The sequence below is a fragment of the Mesorhizobium sp. M0923 genome (assembly GCF_040319365.1).
In the GTDB taxonomy this organism is placed as follows: Bacteria; Pseudomonadota; Alphaproteobacteria; order Rhizobiales; family Rhizobiaceae; genus Mesorhizobium.
This window is the reverse complement of sequence record NZ_JAMYNW010000011.1, coordinates 198,242-214,598: the sequence shown is the minus strand read 5'-3', so window position 1 is coordinate 214,598 and position 16,357 is coordinate 198,242. Positions and strand designations below refer to the sequence as shown.

The following is a 16,357-nucleotide window of genomic DNA, read 5'->3' as shown; positions in this document are numbered from 1 at the left end:
GCCGGCAGTGCCGGCCGGATCGGTGGAGCTCCTCACCGCGGCTTGCGCATCAGCATCATGCCGTAGTGCACGGCCAAAATGTCGAGCCCGATCTTGAGTAGTTTCACCACCACGTCGCGCGGCTCGCCGGCCTGTTCGGCCAGGCTCTTCACCGTTGCGTCGGCACAGCAGACCTTTTGCACGATGCCGGCGATCTCCCAATGGGCAAGCGCCCTCGTGGCCTCGGCATGGTCGCGGCCGGCGGACAGGATGTGATCGGCGACACCGCTGCCAGTGCGGCCGCCGTCGACGCGCTCGGCCCAGGCCATCGGCTGGGCGCTTGCCTCCGACGAGTTGCGGAAATCCTGGCGGTAGCGCATGCCTGCCTCGCGTTGCTGGCGCGACAACGAGGTGAGGCCGGTCAGCGGGTCGACATTGCGCACCCGCACGATGCCGCCGGTCGCGGTGTGGCCGTCATTGGAAACCTCATAGAGGCGCGCCGCCTCCTGCGTTCCCTTGGCCAGCCGCTTGCGGCCGAACCGGTCGTCCTGCAGCGCGAAATCATGGCCGATCTCCTTGCGGATGCGCACCTGCTCGGCCTCGCCCTTCGGCAATCGCGGTAGCCTGGCTTTGGTCTTTTGGGCGGTTTTGTTGCTCATCGGCTCTGTCCTCCTGGTCTGTCGTCGGGCTCTGGCGAATTTCCGTATCCAGCGGGGCTCAAATAGCTTTGGCCGGCAGCGTGCGCAGGAAGCGCGCCGCGTGATAGGCGCAGTAGCTTTTCGAAGGCCTTGTGCGCAGCCCGCAGCACAGCATGTCCAAACCGGGGCGGCTGCCGGGGGCGTCGTTTCCCGCATCCTCCTGCGGCGTCGTGTCGAGCGGCGCGCGGCAGCGGTCGAACAGGCAATCGATGAAGCGCATGGCGACGAAGTGCGGCTGGCGGCCGCCGGCGGCGATCGGGCGCGGCGCCGGCATTTCGAGCGGCTCGCCATCGGACCCCGTGATCCGAACCGGACCCGGCTGCCAGGCCGGCGGCGCCAGCCTGGCCGACAGCCTTGCCGGGCGGCAGTGGTGCTCGGCCGGTACTGCCCCTGCCTGGCCGGCGGGGTTCGACGGCTCTGGCGCCGATTTTCCATGCCGGCCGCCCGACCGTCCGCTACACCAGCCCTTGGATCTGGCAAGGCCGATGGCGTGCAGACGGGCGGTGCGGTGGACGATGCCGATGATCGCCGCGCGCGAGGCCGGGCGGCCGCGCTGCGCACTCAGCCGGGCGGCGATCTTCGCGGCCGACAGCCCACTCATCAGCCAGTTCTCGATTTGTTCCAATTCGGAGGGGGAATAGCGGGCGGCCATGACGTTTTATTCCCTGCAAAGGTGGTTGTGTGGCGCCGGCTTCGCCGGCCTCAGGCTCGAAAGCCGGTCAGCCCTCGCGTGGCCTGCTATCGAGCTTCATCCCGGCCGCCTGCCTTGTTGCGCCGGAGACTGCCTTGCCCGCCCGCTTGTCGAAGGCGATGACCGTGCCGTCTTCGGTGCGGATGCAGGAAACTGCGGCATCCGCATTGCCGGCCGGCAGGCAATTCGTGGCCGGAGCCGTGAGGGGAACGGCTCCGGCCGTTCCGGCCGCTTGCGCTGCCGGATCCGAGGCGCGAGCCTCGGGCATCGTCCCGGCCGGGGAGGAGGACAGCCAGGAGGAAGGCGAAAAGGTTGGCACATGACTGCCGCGGCCGCCTCCTTGGCGCTGAAGGGCGGATTCGAGGACCGAAAGCTGGCGGAGCGACTTGTGCATGGCCGTATAAGAGCATAACTCAATCCGTGATGCAAGTGATTCTTGCATAGACGAAACCGAATCTTGTGCCTCAGATGGAGCCATGGTGAAAACTGCACTGTCGATCAAGGTCGGGGCGGCGATCCGCCGGGCGCGCAAGCAGCGCGGCCTGGTGATGCGCCACATTGCCGAGCACAACGACACCGACGTCGCTGCCGTCGGCAATTGGGAAACCGGGCGCAACCTGCCCAAGACCGAGAACCTTTTGAAGACCGCCGCGTTCCTGCGCGTCGACCCGGTGGCGCTCGGCAAGGGCGAGGTCGTCTTCCTCGAAGATGCCGGGCCGGTTGCCGATGCCGAGATCGTCACCGATCCCGGCCCCCTGCCCGCCGGGCCGATGGACATCCAGCTTCTCGGCACCGCCGTCGGCGGCGACGATGGCGACTTCACCTTCAACGGCCAGCCGGCCGGCTATGTCCAGCGGCCGCCGGGGATCCGGCATCTGCGCAACGTGTTTGCGCTGCACGTGCTGAGCGATTCGATGGTGCCGCGCTACGAGCCCGGCGAGATGATCTATTGCGGCGGCCGCGAGGCCGTGCCCGGCGACCATGTGGTGATCGAGACGCTGCCCGAGGAGAACGAGCAAAACGGCAAGGCCTTCATCAAGAAGCTGGTCAAGCGCACCGCCGCCGAGCTGATCGTCGAGCAATACAATCCGCCCAAGACGCTGACCTTCAACCGCTACGCCATCAAGAACGTCTTCCGCGTCATCCCGCTCAAGGAACTGCTGGGGTATTGACGGGCGCTTGTTGCCTTCTCCCCTTGTGGGAGAAGGTGGATCGGCGCACAGCGCCGAGCCGGATGAGGGTGCTGGAAGGAACGCGGCGGAGGAAATGTAGACGCGATTTTAAGCACTTACGCCATCAAGGTAGCGATCCGTCCAACACCCCTCATCCGACCGATCTTCGCTCGGCCACCTTCTCCCACAAGGGGAGAAGGGAAGAGCAGCACGCCCTCCCCCTCAAGCCCGCCTCGATTGCTCCAGCTCTCGACCGTTGAGCAGGCGCGCCTCGGCGCGGGCCCGCTGCCGGTCGTCGATGAAGGCAGCCTGGATCGAAACGGCGGCGCCCGGCAGGCCGTCGGCCCGGCAGGCCTTGCAGATCAGGCGCCCGGAAAGTGCTGATAGCGGTGTCTCCGGCCTCACCCCATGCCGCTTGAGCTCGGCCGGCTTCCACCACCTGTTGCGGCCGCAATCGATGCACTCGACGGCAATCGAGACGACATCGGCGATCGTCGCTTCCTTGCCCGCTAATGCCATGGCCATCCCCATCGTTGTTCCTGCTTTGTTCACATTATCGGTTTTCGAGGCGGAGTCGAGTCGGTTCCGCTTACACCAACGTGAAAGTTTCACTTGTTCATTTATTTGAGTTATGCTTCTATGCCATGCAAGCTGGAATCGGCGCAGCCGCGGCCGCTCCGTCCACCGAATGCAAGGGAGTGACGATGGACCTCGCCCAGTTCGCCCAGGCCTGCGGTTATGCCGGCGACAGCCCGGCCATGCTTGCCGCCTTCGCGGCCATCCGCCAGGACGGCATCCGCACGGCGCGCCAGGGCCATCGCCAGCGCAAGGCGGCGATCGACCGGATGAAGCCGAGCCGCGCTTTGTTCCTGGCGACGATCCGCCCGGCGCAGTCGGCCGAGGAGGCGATCGAGGACGCCGCCCGCTTCCTGTCGATGTTCCGCAACATGCCGCACTGGCGACAGGAAAGGCGCAGCGCCGACCTCGCCCGCGCCAGGCAGCAGCACCTCTTCGCCCGCTTCTTCCGCCGCTACGGCTATCGCCTCTGGGCGTTGGAGGCCGCCTGAAGACGCGCGCCCCCTTGCAGTCAAAACGAATATTGCGATCGCCAACACTGCGCCGTATGTCTCCGCGCGATGAGCGAGATCGAATTCCGTCGTGCCCAGGCGCCCGACCTGCCGGCGATCGTTGCAATGCTTGCCGACGATGCGCTCGGCGCAGACCGGGAAGACCCGTCCACGCCGCTCGCGCCATCCTATCTCGATGCCTTCAGCGCGATCGATGCCGATCCCAACCAGTTGCTGGCCGTGGCCGTCGAGGCCGGGCAATTGGTCGGAACGCTGCAACTCAGCTTCCTTCCAGGCATTTCGAGGAAAGGCGCCTGGCGCGGCCAGATCGAAGGCGTTCGCGTCGCCCGGCAATGGCGCTCTCGCGGCGTCGGCAAGCTGATGATCGAATGGGCGATTGAAGCGTGCCGTTCGCGCGGCTGCAGCCTCATTCAGCTCACCACGGACAACAGTCGACGGGAAGCGCACACCTTCTACGAGCGCCTCGGTTTCACCGCCAGCCATCTCGGCTACAAGATGGCGCTGTAGGTCGCTGCAGCAGGCGCCGTCGGCGAAGCTGCCGATCTCCCCCCTTGCGGGGAGATGCCCGGCAGGGCAGAGGGGGGTGCTGTCCCTCCGACCTGTCAACCAATCGGAGCCAAACCCTCAGGCTGATTCGAGTTGGCAACAACTGAAGTCGAAGTTGGCGATCCGTCCCACCCCCCTCTGTCCTGCCGGACATCTCCCCCGCAAGGGGGGAGATTGGATGTTGCTTCGACTTTCGCCAACCACCAACGCTGGAACGCAGGCAGACAGAGGGCGCCAAACTGAAACAATTGCCCTTCACCTGCCCTCCGCGCCGCTTGACAATCCGCCCACAATGTTCTCTTTATGTTCTCATCAAAACTCTAGACAAGGCGGCGTTCGAACCGCCGCGGGCGAACGGGCCGGATGGAAGCCAACATCCTCCACGCGGATCTGGATGCCTTCTATGCCTCGGTCGAACAACTGCTCGACCCGGCCTTGCGCGGCAAGCCGATTGCCGTCGGCGGCGGGGTAGTGCTCGCCGCATCCTATGAAGCCAAGGCGTTCGGCGTGCGCGGCGGCATGCCGGGACGGCGGGCGCGGGAACTCTGCCCGCAACTCATTTTCGTCGGCGGCCATTTCAAGGACTATCAGCGGCTGGGCGATGCGGCAATCAAGGTGCTGGGCGATTTCACGCCGGTGGTCGAGCGAATTTCCATCGACGAGGCCTTTGCCGACGTCGCCGGCTGCACCCACCTGTTCGGCTCGCCGGCCGAGATCGCCGGCAAGATCCGCCACCGCGTGCGGGCAGAGCTCGGCCTGCCGATCTCGGTCGGCGTAGCCCGCACCAAGCATCTGGCCAAGATCGCCTCACAGGTCGCAAAACCCGACGGGCTGGTGGTGGTCGATCCGCGCCACGAGCTGGAGTTCCTGCACCACCTGCCGGTCGAGCTGATGTGGGGTGTCGGCCCGGTCACCAGGGAGCGGCTGGCCGGCATCGGCGTCAACACCATCGGCGAGCTGGCGAAGACCAACGATGGCGCGCTGGAGCGCCTGCTCGGGCCGGCGGCGGGAGAAAAACTCAACGCGCTGGCGTGGAACCGCGATCCGCGCAAGCTGGAGACGCAGCGCCGGGCGCGCTCGGCCGGCGCGCAATCGGCGCTCGGCCGAAAACCGGCCGAGGAGCAGGTCTTCGTGCCTGCGCTGCTGCATCTGGCCGATAGGGTCGCCACAAGATTGCGGGCGAAATCCCGCCCCGGCCGCACGGTGACGGTTCGCGTCCGCTTTGCCGACCTGCGCTCGGTGACGCGCTCGATCACGCTCGACCAGCCGATATCGGCAACCGCCATGCTGGCCGAGATCGCCGAGGCGCTGGTGCGCAAGGTGCTCATCGACCATCCGCACGAAAAGACAATCTCGCTGCTGGCGATCGCTGTCTCGCATCTGGAGCAGCATGCCGGCCTGCAACTGGAACTGCCGCTCGGGCTCGCCGACGACCGCCGCCGCCCCGGCACCAGGAAGGGCGCGGCGCGCTGGACCGCAGATCGCGCCGTCGACAAGATCCGCGACCGCTTCGGCTGGGAGGCGGTCGGCTACGCCTCGGTCGCGCTCGGACTGTCGCGGTCCGTTCCCGACGCGTTTCGCGAGCTCGCCGAAAAGGAATTGTGAGCTGCGCGGCCGGGGCGAAAAAAGATTATCCGGCAGGAGCCAGGGGCGATACGGCCGGCCCGTTCAAAGCCGTGCCATCGAAGGCAAAATGCGAGCCGTGGCAGGGGCAGTCCCAGCAGCGTTCCAGCGAGTTCCAATGGACATGGCAGCCGACATGGGTACATGCGGCCGAGCGTTTGTAGAGCGTGCCGTCCTCGTCGCGAAAGGCCGCGACTTTGGTAAGACCTTCGCGGACGATGGCGCCCTGCCCCGGCCGCAGCTTGTCGGCGGAATCGATTTCACCAGGCGCGACATACTCGGCAAAACTCCTGATCGCTGTCGCATTCTCCGCTAGATAATCGGCGATCGCCCGTACCGTCTTGCGAGAGGGTTCGTAAAGTTCCCGCCAGGGGCTTTCCCCCTTCAGAATCAGGTCCGAAATCAACAGGCCTGCCACGACCCCATGGGTGATGCCCTGGCCGGAATCGCCGGTAGCAACGAAGACTCGCCGATCACCGGGATTGCGGCCGATGAACCCGGCATAGTCGACCGTCTCCATCACCTGCCCGGACCATCGATTGGCTTCCGCGCCGACATCGGGCACCAATTTTTTGATCCAGGCCGCCAGGGCCGTGAAGCGGTGGTCGGCGTCGTCGGCCTGCCCTGTCTTATGGTCTTCACCACCGACGATCAGAAAGTCGGTCTTGCCTTCGCCAGGCTGCAGACGGACGTAGTGATAGGGGTCCAGCGTGTCCCAATAGAGTGCATCCGGCAAAACGTCGCGCGCGATCTCGAACGACATGGCGTAGGTCCGATACGGCGCCTGCTTGGTATGGAGCGCGACCCGATCGTTGATCGGCGAGTTGGTGGCGACAACGGCCGACCTGGCAGACACGGCAAAGCCCGAGACCGTGCTTACGCGCACGCCGCCGTCGGTCTCCTCGACCTTATCGACGATGGTCTCCGCATAAAGCGCGCCGCCGTGCGCGCGGATGCCGGCAGCCAGCCCGCGGAGATATTTGAGCGGGTGGAATGTCGCCTGATTGGCGTAGCGAAGGATCGGTGCATCCGAAAAGCCTGCAAACGGCACGCCTGCGGTTTTCTCGACGTCGACCCCGATCTTCAGAGCGGCGTCCAGTTCGCGCTCGATGACGGATTCCTTCCTGCCCGACGCCGGAAACAGAAAACCGTCGAGGCGGCGGAAATCACACGCCATACCCTCCGCCTCCAGGATCGATTGGATACGGTCAATAGCGGCCGACTGGCTTTGATAGTAAATCCGCGCCAGTTCCTCGCCGCGCAATTTGATCAGTTCCGAAAAATAGTCATCGCAGATCGATGACAGGTGCGCGGTGGTGCGGGCCGTCATGCCGCTTCCGATCCGGCCGCGATCGAGCACCGCCACCTTTTGCCCGGCGATGGCCAGTTCGTAGGCGACCGACAGTCCGACAATGCCAGATCCGACGACCACGACATCGACCTGTTCACTCCGCTCGAGCGGAACCGCATCAGACGCTACTTCGGTTCTCGCCCAAACGGATACAGTCCTTTCGTCGCCGACATTCATGGCGGAGCCCTTCATACTCGACATTCGGATAAACGGACGCCAGGATTCAAAGTTCCTCGACGCCTGAATGCCTGCGTAAGCTTGACGTCACCGCCGGTCCGCCCCGACGCGTTGTGAGCCGGCCTGGCTGGGGCGGTGCACTTGGCGCCAGGAGCGATCGTTTCCTGCAAATGCGACATTCGAGGCGGCCCTGGTCGTCAGACCAAAAGCGTTGCGCTGCCCCAGGCGATCAGGGCGATGCCGGCTGCCCGGCCGACCCACTGGCCGGCAGGAAACGCCTTTTCAACCAGCACCAGAATGGCGAGCCCGGCAACCCACACCAGGTTCATGATGCCACCCACGAACAATAACGCCATCAGCATCCAGCAGCATCCGACACAGAACGCCCCGTGCAGCGCGCCCAAACGCAGCGCGCCAAGTGTGTGGGGACGCCAGTGGCGGGAAAGGAACGCCGTCGGCTTCCTGCAATGCGACAGGCAGGCGTTCTTGAGCGGCGAGAGCTGATACAGGCCCGCGGCGATCAGGACGATGCCTGAAAGCCAGCGGCTCTGCGAACTCATCGTCGCCGCGGTAACGAATGCCTCGCGTTCGAGCAGCCAATGCAACGCAGCTGCCGCGACGGAGAACCCCAGCCAGACCAAGAGATAGCCTGCCATGAATACGCCGGTGGGCGCGAGCTTGTCCTGGATCTGGCCCTGTGCGAGCGCATGGCGATGCACGCGCGCATAGAGCAGGACAGTCGGCGCCGCGCTCGGAGACATCATGGCGATCATCATGACCCACCACATGGCGATCATCAGCGCCCAGTTCGCCGCCCCCCAGACCCGCGGTTCCGTCGCCGTGGCTATTGCGCTCATGTCCATGCCGGGCATGTCCATGCCAGACATATCGGAGGTCATGTCGGCGGTTTGCTGGTGGGGGAATAGCGCGGCCCTCGTCATCTCCCACGCATTCATGCCGAGCCCTGCACCGGCGACGATATAAAGCCAGCCCAGCAGGCACAGCGCCGCCACGCCCGCAATCGTGATGACGCGGTCGCGTCTGAGCAGCCGTTCCAGTGGCGACCCACCGTCCATGCGGCGCGTCAGGCTCGCACCACCCCGTGATTGTTGAGATGCAGCCGGGCGAACTGGCCGTAACTGTCCTTCATATTCACCTGAACCGGCCCGCTGGTTGTGCTTGAAGCGCTGCCGATCTCGGCGACCGCATATTCGAAGCCGTTCGGCAACACGATCTGAGCGCGCGAGTCCGCGCCCGTCACCTTGTTGCGAATCGGTTCGCCGACCGTTTCGATGTAGTCCTTGACGAAGATGCGGCCCCTGCGGCCGTCGATATCGAGGTCGAGATCGATCTTGGTGAAAACCGGCTCATTCATTTTTGTCACGGTTGAGGCGTAGACGGCGAACATCGTCGCGAACGGGTCGGTGTCCTGGCCGGTCATGATGCGCAGCAGCGCGTCACGCTGCCGGTCGGTTGCATTCTCGTCGACGAAAGCGATGGCTTCGCCATTGCCTTCGTGGATCGCGCCAGGCCATTTGAAGATCGCGGCGATCTGCAGGCCGTCGAGAGCGGTTTCGCCATGATGACCTTCGTCAATCTCGATGCCCGCCACCGCATGGCAATGGCCTTTGTCGGGCAGCGCATTGAATTGACAGTTGCAGCCATATTCGCAGGTGCAATTGACGAGTTCCCGTCCCTTGATTTCCCAAGACGTCATGCTGTCCTCCCTGATGCGAAGTATTAGACCATCATCATACACCTGCGCCGGCCGTGCCGCCATCCTGTGGCGCCAAGAGTGATCGCGACAAGAGGCGGCAGGCCAATGCGGTTTCTTGTCGAATTTGGGTGAACATACCCCCCGGAGATGGCGGGGCGATATCGGAACGGCAGACGTGGGTCGAAACAAGCGTTTCCGAGCGCAACCCGCCAAGGTCCGGAAATGACCCAGAAGGGGCGTTCGGCAGCGATCCGAGCAGCAAGGATTTGGCAGGACCGGAAATCGGCATGGAATGCCGCAATCATCATCATGTCCCGTCCAAGTTGTGGACACTTCCTTCTCAAAGGCGCACTCTTGGCATGCGAAACGCGAGCCAGAGTTTCGTCCAACGCTTCACATGCCTGACTTGCGTCGGTGATTGTCTGACCTATCCGGATACTTCCGGATGGGCAGACCTCACATTGTGTCGCCTATCCGTGATCAGGCTACGGCCTAAGGCACGTTGCAGCCCGTTCCGGATCAACTGGGAGGTAAACAACATGCCTGATTTTCAGCGCAGAGAACTTCTTGTTCAAGGAAGCGCGGCTCTTGCCGCAATTGCTGCTCTCTATACCTCGCGTCGGGCTTACGCTTTTCCAACACGGCCGAGCGAGGAAGTTATTCGGTGGCTGGATCAGCCGGCCGAAAATCCCGATCCGGTGGGTATCCAGAAGCAGCTTGTCTGGGAGGATTTGGACAGCTGGATAACGCCAAACGACAAGTTCTTCAGCATCTCGCATTTCAACCGACCAACGATCGACGAGAAGACATGGTCGATGGAGATCGGAGGCCTGGTCAAGAAGCCCTTGGAGTTAACGCTCGCCGACATCAGGGCGCGACCGCGGCAGGAGGTCGTTTTCACAGTGGAGTGCTCGGGCAATCACGGGTTTCCCTTTTTCACCGGCGGCATCGGCAATGCCCGTTGGGCAGGGACGCCGCTCGCCCCGATCCTCGAGGAAGCCGGTGTTCTGGAGAAGGGCATCGAGGTCGTCTTTTTCGGTACCGACACAGGCGAGGTCCCGATACGCGACGTCAAGATGCAGCAGAACTTCGCTCGTAGCATGTCGCTCGCCGACGCGATGAACCCCGACAATCTCCTCTGCTATGAAATGAATGGAGCCGCCTTGCCGGCGGCCAACGGCTTCCCGGTACGGCTCATTGCTCCAGGCTGGTACGGGATCGCCAACGTCAAGTGGCTAAAGCGCATCGAGGTTCGCGATACGCGGTTCATGAGCCTTCTGATGGCCCGTGACTATGTCACCATCCGGGAGGAGGACCACAACGGCGAGACCGTATGGGCCGAGACTTCGGTCGGGCGAGCGCTGATAAAGTCCGCGCCCGCGAAGGTTACCCGGAAAGATTCAGATTACTCCATCATTGGAGCAGGCTGGGGGGCGCCGATCGAACGGGTCGAAGTGCAAATCGATCAGGGGCCTTGGGCACCAGCGACCATTGACCACAGTGAGGAGGCAGAACACGCCTGGAAAATTTGGTCCCTGGATTGGGCAAATCCCTCTCCTGGAGAACACACGGTGACCTCGCGCGCGGTCAGCACCACGGGACAAATTCAACCGGCGATGGACGATCCCTTGATTGCCAAGAAACACACATACTGGGAAAGCAATGGCCAGGTGACGCGCCGCGTGCGTATCGGCTAGCGCATTTTGCAGCCAAATGGAATCATTTGGCGTCCGCATAAATGCGGCAAAACAGATAGTTAGAGCGGGTTACCGGTTCCAGAGAACCGGAACCAGTCTAAGAACTTGCTGCCGTGTGACAATTTGCGTTTGGGTCACCCAGGAGGAGGCTGCCTGATCCGAAAGCTGGCACCGCTCTATATCGAGCATGACGGGTGTAGGCCGTAGATCCTCTTCGCGACGATACCGGTCCCGGAAATCGGGGGCGGAGCCCTTCAGCTTAGTGATCGAGGCGATGGCAGACTTGTCCGGTGGCGCAACCTTGGCCATGTCGCCTTCGCGCGCCATTTCCGCACCATTTCCAGCCTTCTGCTCACCTCTCCACGGCCCTGATCTCCGCGTCGACCAGGCACCAGGGCGCATAGCGGAAGTCGCGGATCTGGATGACCTCCTCGCCCGCCCATTCAACCAGCACGAAGCCGCGCACGGCGCCGTCGGCCGCTTGCGGGTCGCGGATGAGGATCGCCGGCCTGCCGTCGACGAAGCCGAGCGACAATGTCCAGTCGCTGATACGATCGTAATTGCCGAAATAGGTCGACGCCTGGGCCTTGCCGCGCAGGCGGACGCGGTTGACGACATCGAGCCGGACGTCCTCTGCGATCAGTGCCCTGACCGCGTCGAAGTCGCGCGCGTTGAACAGGTCGACATAGCGCCGCAGCCGGCGCTCGTCATCGGCGTCGAGCCTCGGCGCGAGCGCCTGCTCGGGCTGCAGCGCCAGCAGCTTGAGCTGCGCCCGCCCGCGATGCAGCGCGGCCTTGGTGGCGGCGAGCGTCGCGCCGGTCACCTCGCAGGTCTCATGCAGGCTGAGGCCGAGCACGTCGACCAGGATCACGGCGCTGCGCTGCGGCACCGAAAGCTGCATGAAGGAGCGCAGGCCGGTCTGGGCGGCGAGCCGGCTGTCGGCGCTGCCGGAGGGATCCTCGATGACGCTCATGTCGGCCTCGGTCATGCGCGACCTTTCCCGATTGCGCCGCCGCAGATGATCCTGCGCGGCATTGTGGGCGATGCGAAACAGCCATTGCTCCGGCCGTTCGACCATCGCACCGCCGTCGATCGCCTGCAGCGCGTTGATCAGCATCTCCTGGACGATGTCCTCGCCGTCGATCACCGAGCCGGCCATGCGCGCGCAGTAGCGATGCAGCCTTGGCCGCAACCCGACGAGCATCGCCTCCAACGTCGCCCTGTTCATTTTCGGCGTAGCATCCCGTTTCTGCGCGAGCGGCATGGCAGGCGCTACCCGGCTTCCTGATCCGCCAGCATACGGTAATTGCCGATGACTTTGACAGGCGATCGCATTGCCGGGGTCGAACGGCGTTCGGCGTGGTTTTCCGCAAATGCCTTGAAGGCGGCAAGCCCGGTCAGCGCCGACGAATCGCCGTTCTGGCCGACGATGTGGACGAACGAGCCGTCGTCCAGCTCGAGCACGAGATAGCGCACCGTCGGCGGTGCCGCCTCGCCCAGCGCTTCGAACACTTTTTCGACCAGCGCGCGGTTATCTTCCAGGTCGGCTTGGTTCACACCGTATCGAATGAGCGCGTAGTCCATTGTCGTCTCCTGACTGGTTGGTATGAACGAAGGACGACCGGCTGCGCTGAAAAGATTCTCCTTGTGGAAGAATCTTTTCGGTTGCCCGTATCGTCTTTCCCGCGTGGGCGGCTGCGCGGCAGCCATCAAGCAGGAGCGACGATCATGCATATCCAGTTTGCCGAGCTTCCGGTATTCGACCAGGACCGCGCCAAGGCGTTCTACACCAGGCATCTCGCCTGTCAGGTCCTGGCCGACCAGAAGATGGGCGATGGCGGCTGGCGCTGGATCGAGCTGGCATTTCCGCATGCCGTGACGAACCTGCATTTCATCAGGCGCGCCGACGACGCCCCCGGCGCGGAGCCCGTATTGGTGCTGGTCGACGAAAATGTCGGGGCAATGAGCGCGGCGTTGAAGGCGGGCGGCGTCGAAATCATCACCGATCCGCATGAGGCGCCGTGGCAGCCGGGGCGCACGGTGGCGGAGTTTCGCGACAGCGAAGGCAACCGCATGGTCCTCGCCAGCCGATAAGCCACCGGAGCCCTCTGTCCGGGGGGCGTCCTACCTAAGTCCTACCTCCGGCCGGACCATCGGCCGTGCTTCCTTCGTATTATTATTTCGTGACCGCTGCGCGCCGGAACCTTCCCTTGCATCGGGCGTTCGGGCGCTGTATTCGCGCTGCCTCATATTTAGGCAGGCGGAGGATATGCGAATAAGGGCGGGTGGCAAAACAAACATGGGCCGGGGAGGAGCATCTTACCATGTCGAACCGTAAAATCGGAATGTCCCACAGTTTGGGGCTGCGCGTCGCTGACCTCAAATCCAGAATGCAAACTGCCCAGATTACCGAGCACGAAATCAAGACGTTTCAAAAGGTTGCCGCCATTATGGGCGGCGCCAAAGGCTCACTGCGCCTCGATGCGGACGATCTGATTGCCGCATCCTTCCTTGTCGATCCCGTGGAAGATCTCCCGCTCTCCAGTTGACGGCGCTGAACGCGGGTCGAAATCCTATCGGGTTTGAACCTGCGATTGCCGCCAGCGGAGCATCCGCCAGCCCAGGCCGCATGCGAGGATGACGTTGGCCAGCGCCAGACCAGAAAGCGCGGCCAACGTCCCATGCGGGCCGAAGCGCTCCAGCAGCAATGCGCCGGCCGAGGGTGCCGCCGCCTGGGCGATCAGGCTCGGCATGGCGAGGCGGCCCATCAGCTTCGCGTAGCCGTTCGAGCCGAACAGCGCGAGCGGCAACGTCCCCCGCGCGATGGATTCCAGGCCGATGCCCGCGCCATAGAAGCCGAGCGCCAGCGGGATGATTGGCATGCCGGCCCAGAGCGCCGAAACGCCGATCGCCACAAACGTAACCGAGGCGAACTTGGTCAGGATCGGATGGTGGTAGCGCGCGATGGTCATCTCGATCGCGCGCGCCGCCACCTGGGACGGGCCGACCAGCGCGCCGAGCCCGACGGCCGCGGCCAGCGCCATGCCGCTGCCTTGCAGGATGGTGAGCAGATGCACCGACACCGTCGAGGAGATCACCGCCGCAAGCGTAAGGGTGGCGGCCAGAACGATGATGATCGACGGATCGGGATTGCCTTCGCCGGCCGGCGTCACCTCTTTCAATCCTGGCCCGACCGGCAATCCTGGCCCGACTGCCGGTTGCGGCGCCTCGCGGGGCAGGATCACGAGATAGAGCGGAAGCGCAATCACCAGCTGAAAGACAGCGTAGGCCAGGCAGGTGCCGCGCCAGCCGACCTCCCCAAGAAGCCAGGCCGAAATCGGCCAGCAGATCGTACTGGCAAAACCGCCGAACAGCGTCAGCGTGGTAATGGCGGAGCGCGCGCCGTGGCCGTAGTGGCGCCCAAGCGTCGCGAAAGCGGCATCGTAGAGCCCAGCCCCCATGCCCAGTCCGATGACCAGCCAGGCTGCGATATAGGCCGCAAGATTAGGGGCGAGAGCCAGCCCGATCTGGCCGAGCCCGATGCATGCGGCGCTGAACACCAGAACGTTGCGGCCGCCATGCCGCTCGATCGACGACCCGACGCGCGGCGAGATCAATCCTGCCGTGAGCAAGCCGAGGGACAGGCCGCCGACAACCCATGCCAGCGGCCAGCCGGTATCGGAGGAGACCGCCGGCGCGATGACCGCGGGAAGATAGTAGGAAGACCCCCACGCCATGATCTGCGTCAGGCCAAGCGCGGTGATGATCGCGCCGCGGCTGCGCAAGATGGTGGGCGAAGGCGCCAGAAGGCTCATGCCGCGACGCTGCAGCCGCAGCCGCTTTTGCCGACCGCCTTCGCCTCGGCGTCGGCGACACAGCAGGCGCCCGAAGCCGCCGGCGCCGGACCGCCGCAGCAACCCTTGTCGACAATGCCGATCCTCGGCACGGTGCAGACGCCGGTCTCGGGCAGCACGAGCTGGACATTGTCGGCCGCAACCATGTCGCCGGCAATCGCCGCGGCGACGGAGCGCACCTGCTCATACCCGGTCAGCAGCAGGAAGGTCGGCGCGCGGCCATAGCTCTTGATGCCGACTGTGTAGAACCCATGCTCGGGATGGCTGAGCTCGCGGTGACCGTGCGGCGGCACGTCGCCGCAGGAATGTTCGTTGGGATCGATCAGCGGTCCCAGCGCCTTGACGCTTTCCAGCCACGGATCGAGTTCGAGCCGAAGCTCGCGCGTCAGCGACAGATCGGGGCGCTGTCCGGTCGCGGCGATGATGCGGTCGACCGGGCCAATCCGCTGCAAGCCGTCCTTGGTCTGGCCTTCGACGACCAGCCGGCCGTCGGCATCGCGGATCGAAACGGCTGCAAAGCCCGTCACCAGTCTGACGCCGCGGCTCTCGGCGAGTTCGCGCACTTCGGCGCCGAGTTCGCCGCGTGCCGGCAATTGGTCGGCATCGCCGCCGCCATAGATGCGCACCAGGTCGGTGCCGCGCGTTGTCCAGATGAAGGCCGTGCCGGGCTCCATATCCGCCAGCCTGGCGAGATCCAGCAAGGCATTGGCGGCCGAATGGCCGGAGCCGGCGACCAGCGTCGTCTTGCCGGCATAAAGGCGGCGGTCGCGGCCGAGGATGTCGGGGATGCCGTAGGCGATGCGATCGGCAAATTGCGCTTCGCCTACGGCATGAATTCCGCCGGCGCCGAGCGGGTTCGGCATCTGCCAGGTTCCCGAAGCATCGATGACGGCGCGGGCGCTGTCGCGCCGCGTGCCACTGGCGGTTTCGATCACCAGCATGAACGGCCGGTTTTCGCGTTCCTTGCTCAGCACCTTGTCGGCGCCCCAGCGCGAGATGCCGACGACCCGGGCACCGGTTTCGATCGACGGCGACAATTGCGGAAGCTTTGCAAGCGGCTCGAGGTAATCCGCGACGAGGTCGTTCGCGGTCGGGAATGCCTCAGGCTCCGGCATCCGCCAGCCACGCGCCTCGAGCAGGCTTCTAGACGCCTGATCGACGCAATAGCGCCAAGGCGTGAACACCCGGACATGGCCCCAATCCCTGAGGTTGGATGCAACCCTATTGCCGGCTTCGTAGACTTTGACAGGAATACCTTGCGCGATGAGGTGGACCGCTGCCGCCAGGCCGACCGGCCCGGCGCCGATCACCGCGACGGGAAGCCTTTCGATCATCTCCATATCTTCCGTCCTTCCGGTAGTTTCGAATTACAATGCCAAAAAATTACGCCGCCGTCTTGGCCGTCGCTTCCACCGAAGCCGGCGCACAGGTGGCGTCGGCGCAGCATTCGTCCGCGAGGTATCCGATGAGCCCGTTCATGGCGGGATAGTTGGCCCGGCAGATCAGCGTCGTCGCCTGCCGCTCCTGTGTCACCAGGCCGGTGTCGACCAGCCGCTTGAGGTGATGCGACAGCGTCGAGGCCGCGATGCCGAGCCTGTCCTGGATGCGCCCGACCGGCAGCCCTTCATCGCCCGCCCGCACAAGCGTCCGATAGAGCTGCAACCGCGTCGGGCTGCCGAGGGCTTCCAGTTGCGAGGCTGCTTTTTCGAGTATCATGGAAACACCTTAGCTCCGAGAGCCCACGACGTCAACGCTTATTTCGAA

19 protein-coding genes are annotated in these 16,357 nt (G+C 64.4%); 7 read left to right on the top strand and 12 right to left on the bottom strand.

Annotation, left to right across the window (positions count from 1 at the left end):
- Positions 1-32: 32 nt before the first annotated feature.
- The 3 genes from NKH89_RS20330 to NKH89_RS20320 all read right to left on the bottom strand — a co-directional run bounded on the left by NKH89_RS20330 (position 33) and on the right by NKH89_RS20320 (position 1,636).
- Positions 33-638: a DUF6456 domain-containing protein gene (locus NKH89_RS20330; RefSeq protein WP_352909658.1), complete on the bottom strand. Its 606-nt coding sequence runs from the start codon at positions 636-638 to the stop codon at positions 33-35.
- Positions 639-696: 58 nt separating this feature from the next.
- Positions 697-1,329 (bottom strand): GcrA cell cycle regulator, encoded by a 633-nt coding sequence (locus NKH89_RS20325; protein WP_352496051.1) that lies wholly within the window; start codon positions 1,327-1,329, stop codon positions 697-699.
- Positions 1,330-1,396: 67 nt separating this feature from the next.
- Positions 1,397-1,636 (bottom strand): hypothetical protein, encoded by a 240-nt coding sequence (locus NKH89_RS20320; RefSeq protein WP_245278786.1) that lies wholly within the window; start codon positions 1,634-1,636, stop codon positions 1,397-1,399.
- A 208-nt stretch (positions 1,637-1,844) separates the two neighbouring features.
- On the opposite strand from NKH89_RS20320, the gene NKH89_RS20315 reads away from it, so the two are divergent.
- Positions 1,845-2,540, top strand: coding sequence for an XRE family transcriptional regulator (locus tag NKH89_RS20315; RefSeq protein ID WP_023722940.1), 696 nt, complete (start codon positions 1,845-1,847; stop codon positions 2,538-2,540).
- A gap of 222 nt (positions 2,541-2,762) precedes the next feature.
- On the opposite strand, the gene NKH89_RS20310 is transcribed toward NKH89_RS20315, so the two are convergent.
- Positions 2,763-3,065, bottom strand: a complete 303-nt coding sequence (locus NKH89_RS20310; RefSeq protein WP_023722939.1) for a hypothetical protein — start codon at positions 3,063-3,065, stop codon at positions 2,763-2,765.
- Positions 3,066-3,244: 179 nt separating this feature from the next.
- Between NKH89_RS20310 and NKH89_RS20305 the strand changes: the two genes are divergently transcribed.
- From NKH89_RS20305 to dinB, 3 genes are all read left to right on the top strand, one after another.
- Positions 3,245-3,607, top strand: coding sequence for a hypothetical protein (locus tag NKH89_RS20305; protein WP_352909655.1), 363 nt, complete (start codon positions 3,245-3,247; stop codon positions 3,605-3,607).
- Positions 3,608-3,676: 69 nt separating this feature from the next.
- Complete coding sequence (locus NKH89_RS20300; RefSeq protein ID WP_023722937.1) at positions 3,677-4,135, top strand: GNAT family N-acetyltransferase; 459 nt, start codon at positions 3,677-3,679, stop codon at positions 4,133-4,135.
- Between the two features lie 402 nt (positions 4,136-4,537).
- On the top strand, positions 4,538-5,779 hold the full coding sequence (gene dinB, locus NKH89_RS20295; RefSeq protein WP_352494403.1) for a DNA polymerase IV: 1,242 nt from the start codon (positions 4,538-4,540) through the stop codon (positions 5,777-5,779).
- 25 nt (positions 5,780-5,804) lie between these two features.
- On the opposite strand, the gene NKH89_RS20290 is transcribed toward dinB, so the two are convergent.
- The 3 genes from NKH89_RS20290 to NKH89_RS20280 all read right to left on the bottom strand — a co-directional run bounded on the left by NKH89_RS20290 (position 5,805) and on the right by NKH89_RS20280 (position 9,042).
- On the bottom strand, positions 5,805-7,325 hold the full coding sequence (locus NKH89_RS20290) for an FAD-dependent oxidoreductase (protein ID WP_352909669.1): 1,521 nt from the start codon (positions 7,323-7,325) through the stop codon (positions 5,805-5,807).
- A 197-nt stretch (positions 7,326-7,522) separates the two neighbouring features.
- Entirely contained in the window at positions 7,523-8,338 is an 816-nt protein-coding gene (locus NKH89_RS20285) for a DUF2182 domain-containing protein (protein ID WP_352909653.1), read from the bottom strand.
- Positions 8,339-8,409: 71 nt separating this feature from the next.
- A complete protein-coding gene (locus NKH89_RS20280; protein WP_352909651.1) occupies positions 8,410-9,042 on the bottom strand; it encodes a DUF1326 domain-containing protein in 633 nt (210 codons plus the stop codon).
- A 539-nt stretch (positions 9,043-9,581) separates the two neighbouring features.
- On the opposite strand from NKH89_RS20280, the gene NKH89_RS20275 reads away from it, so the two are divergent.
- Positions 9,582-10,739, top strand: a complete 1,158-nt coding sequence (locus tag NKH89_RS20275) for a sulfite oxidase (RefSeq protein WP_352909649.1) — start codon at positions 9,582-9,584, stop codon at positions 10,737-10,739.
- A gap of 352 nt (positions 10,740-11,091) precedes the next feature.
- On the opposite strand, the gene NKH89_RS20270 is transcribed toward NKH89_RS20275, so the two are convergent.
- Both NKH89_RS20270 and NKH89_RS20265 read right to left on the bottom strand, forming a co-directional pair.
- A complete protein-coding gene (locus NKH89_RS20270) occupies positions 11,092-11,967 on the bottom strand; it encodes a sigma-70 family RNA polymerase sigma factor (RefSeq protein ID WP_031195362.1) in 876 nt (291 codons plus the stop codon).
- A 44-nt stretch (positions 11,968-12,011) separates the two neighbouring features.
- Positions 12,012-12,473 carry a hypothetical protein gene (locus NKH89_RS20265; RefSeq protein WP_352909647.1) on the bottom strand — a complete coding sequence of 154 codons (462 nt, stop codon included), beginning with the start codon at positions 12,471-12,473 and terminating at the stop codon, positions 12,012-12,014.
- On the opposite strand from NKH89_RS20265, the gene NKH89_RS20260 reads away from it, so the two are divergent.
- Positions 12,468-12,833, top strand: coding sequence for a VOC family protein (locus tag NKH89_RS20260; RefSeq protein ID WP_023722928.1), 366 nt, complete (start codon positions 12,468-12,470; stop codon positions 12,831-12,833). The genes NKH89_RS20265 and NKH89_RS20260 overlap by 6 nt on opposite strands.
- Before the next feature lie 230 nt (positions 12,834-13,063).
- The gene (locus tag NKH89_RS20255) at positions 13,064-13,288 is read left to right on the top strand and encodes a hypothetical protein (protein WP_031195360.1); all 225 of its coding nucleotides are present in this window, start codon (positions 13,064-13,066) and stop codon (positions 13,286-13,288) included.
- 24 nt (positions 13,289-13,312) lie between these two features.
- Here the strand turns inward: NKH89_RS20255 and NKH89_RS20250 are convergent, their stop codons facing one another.
- Genes NKH89_RS20250 through NKH89_RS20240 form a run of 3 tightly spaced genes read right to left on the bottom strand, consistent with a single transcriptional unit; the run spans position 13,313 to position 16,309 of the window.
- Positions 13,313-14,554 carry an MFS transporter gene (locus NKH89_RS20250; RefSeq protein WP_352909645.1) on the bottom strand — a complete coding sequence of 414 codons (1,242 nt, stop codon included), beginning with the start codon at positions 14,552-14,554 and terminating at the stop codon, positions 13,313-13,315.
- Positions 14,551-15,933, bottom strand: coding sequence for an FAD-dependent oxidoreductase (locus NKH89_RS20245; protein WP_502896917.1), 1,383 nt, complete (start codon positions 15,931-15,933; stop codon positions 14,551-14,553). The genes NKH89_RS20250 and NKH89_RS20245 overlap by 4 nt, the downstream gene beginning before the upstream one ends.
- A 43-nt stretch (positions 15,934-15,976) precedes the next feature.
- On the bottom strand, positions 15,977-16,309 hold the full coding sequence (locus tag NKH89_RS20240; protein ID WP_023722924.1) for an ArsR/SmtB family transcription factor: 333 nt from the start codon (positions 16,307-16,309) through the stop codon (positions 15,977-15,979).
- Between the last annotated feature and the right edge of the window lie 48 nt (positions 16,310-16,357).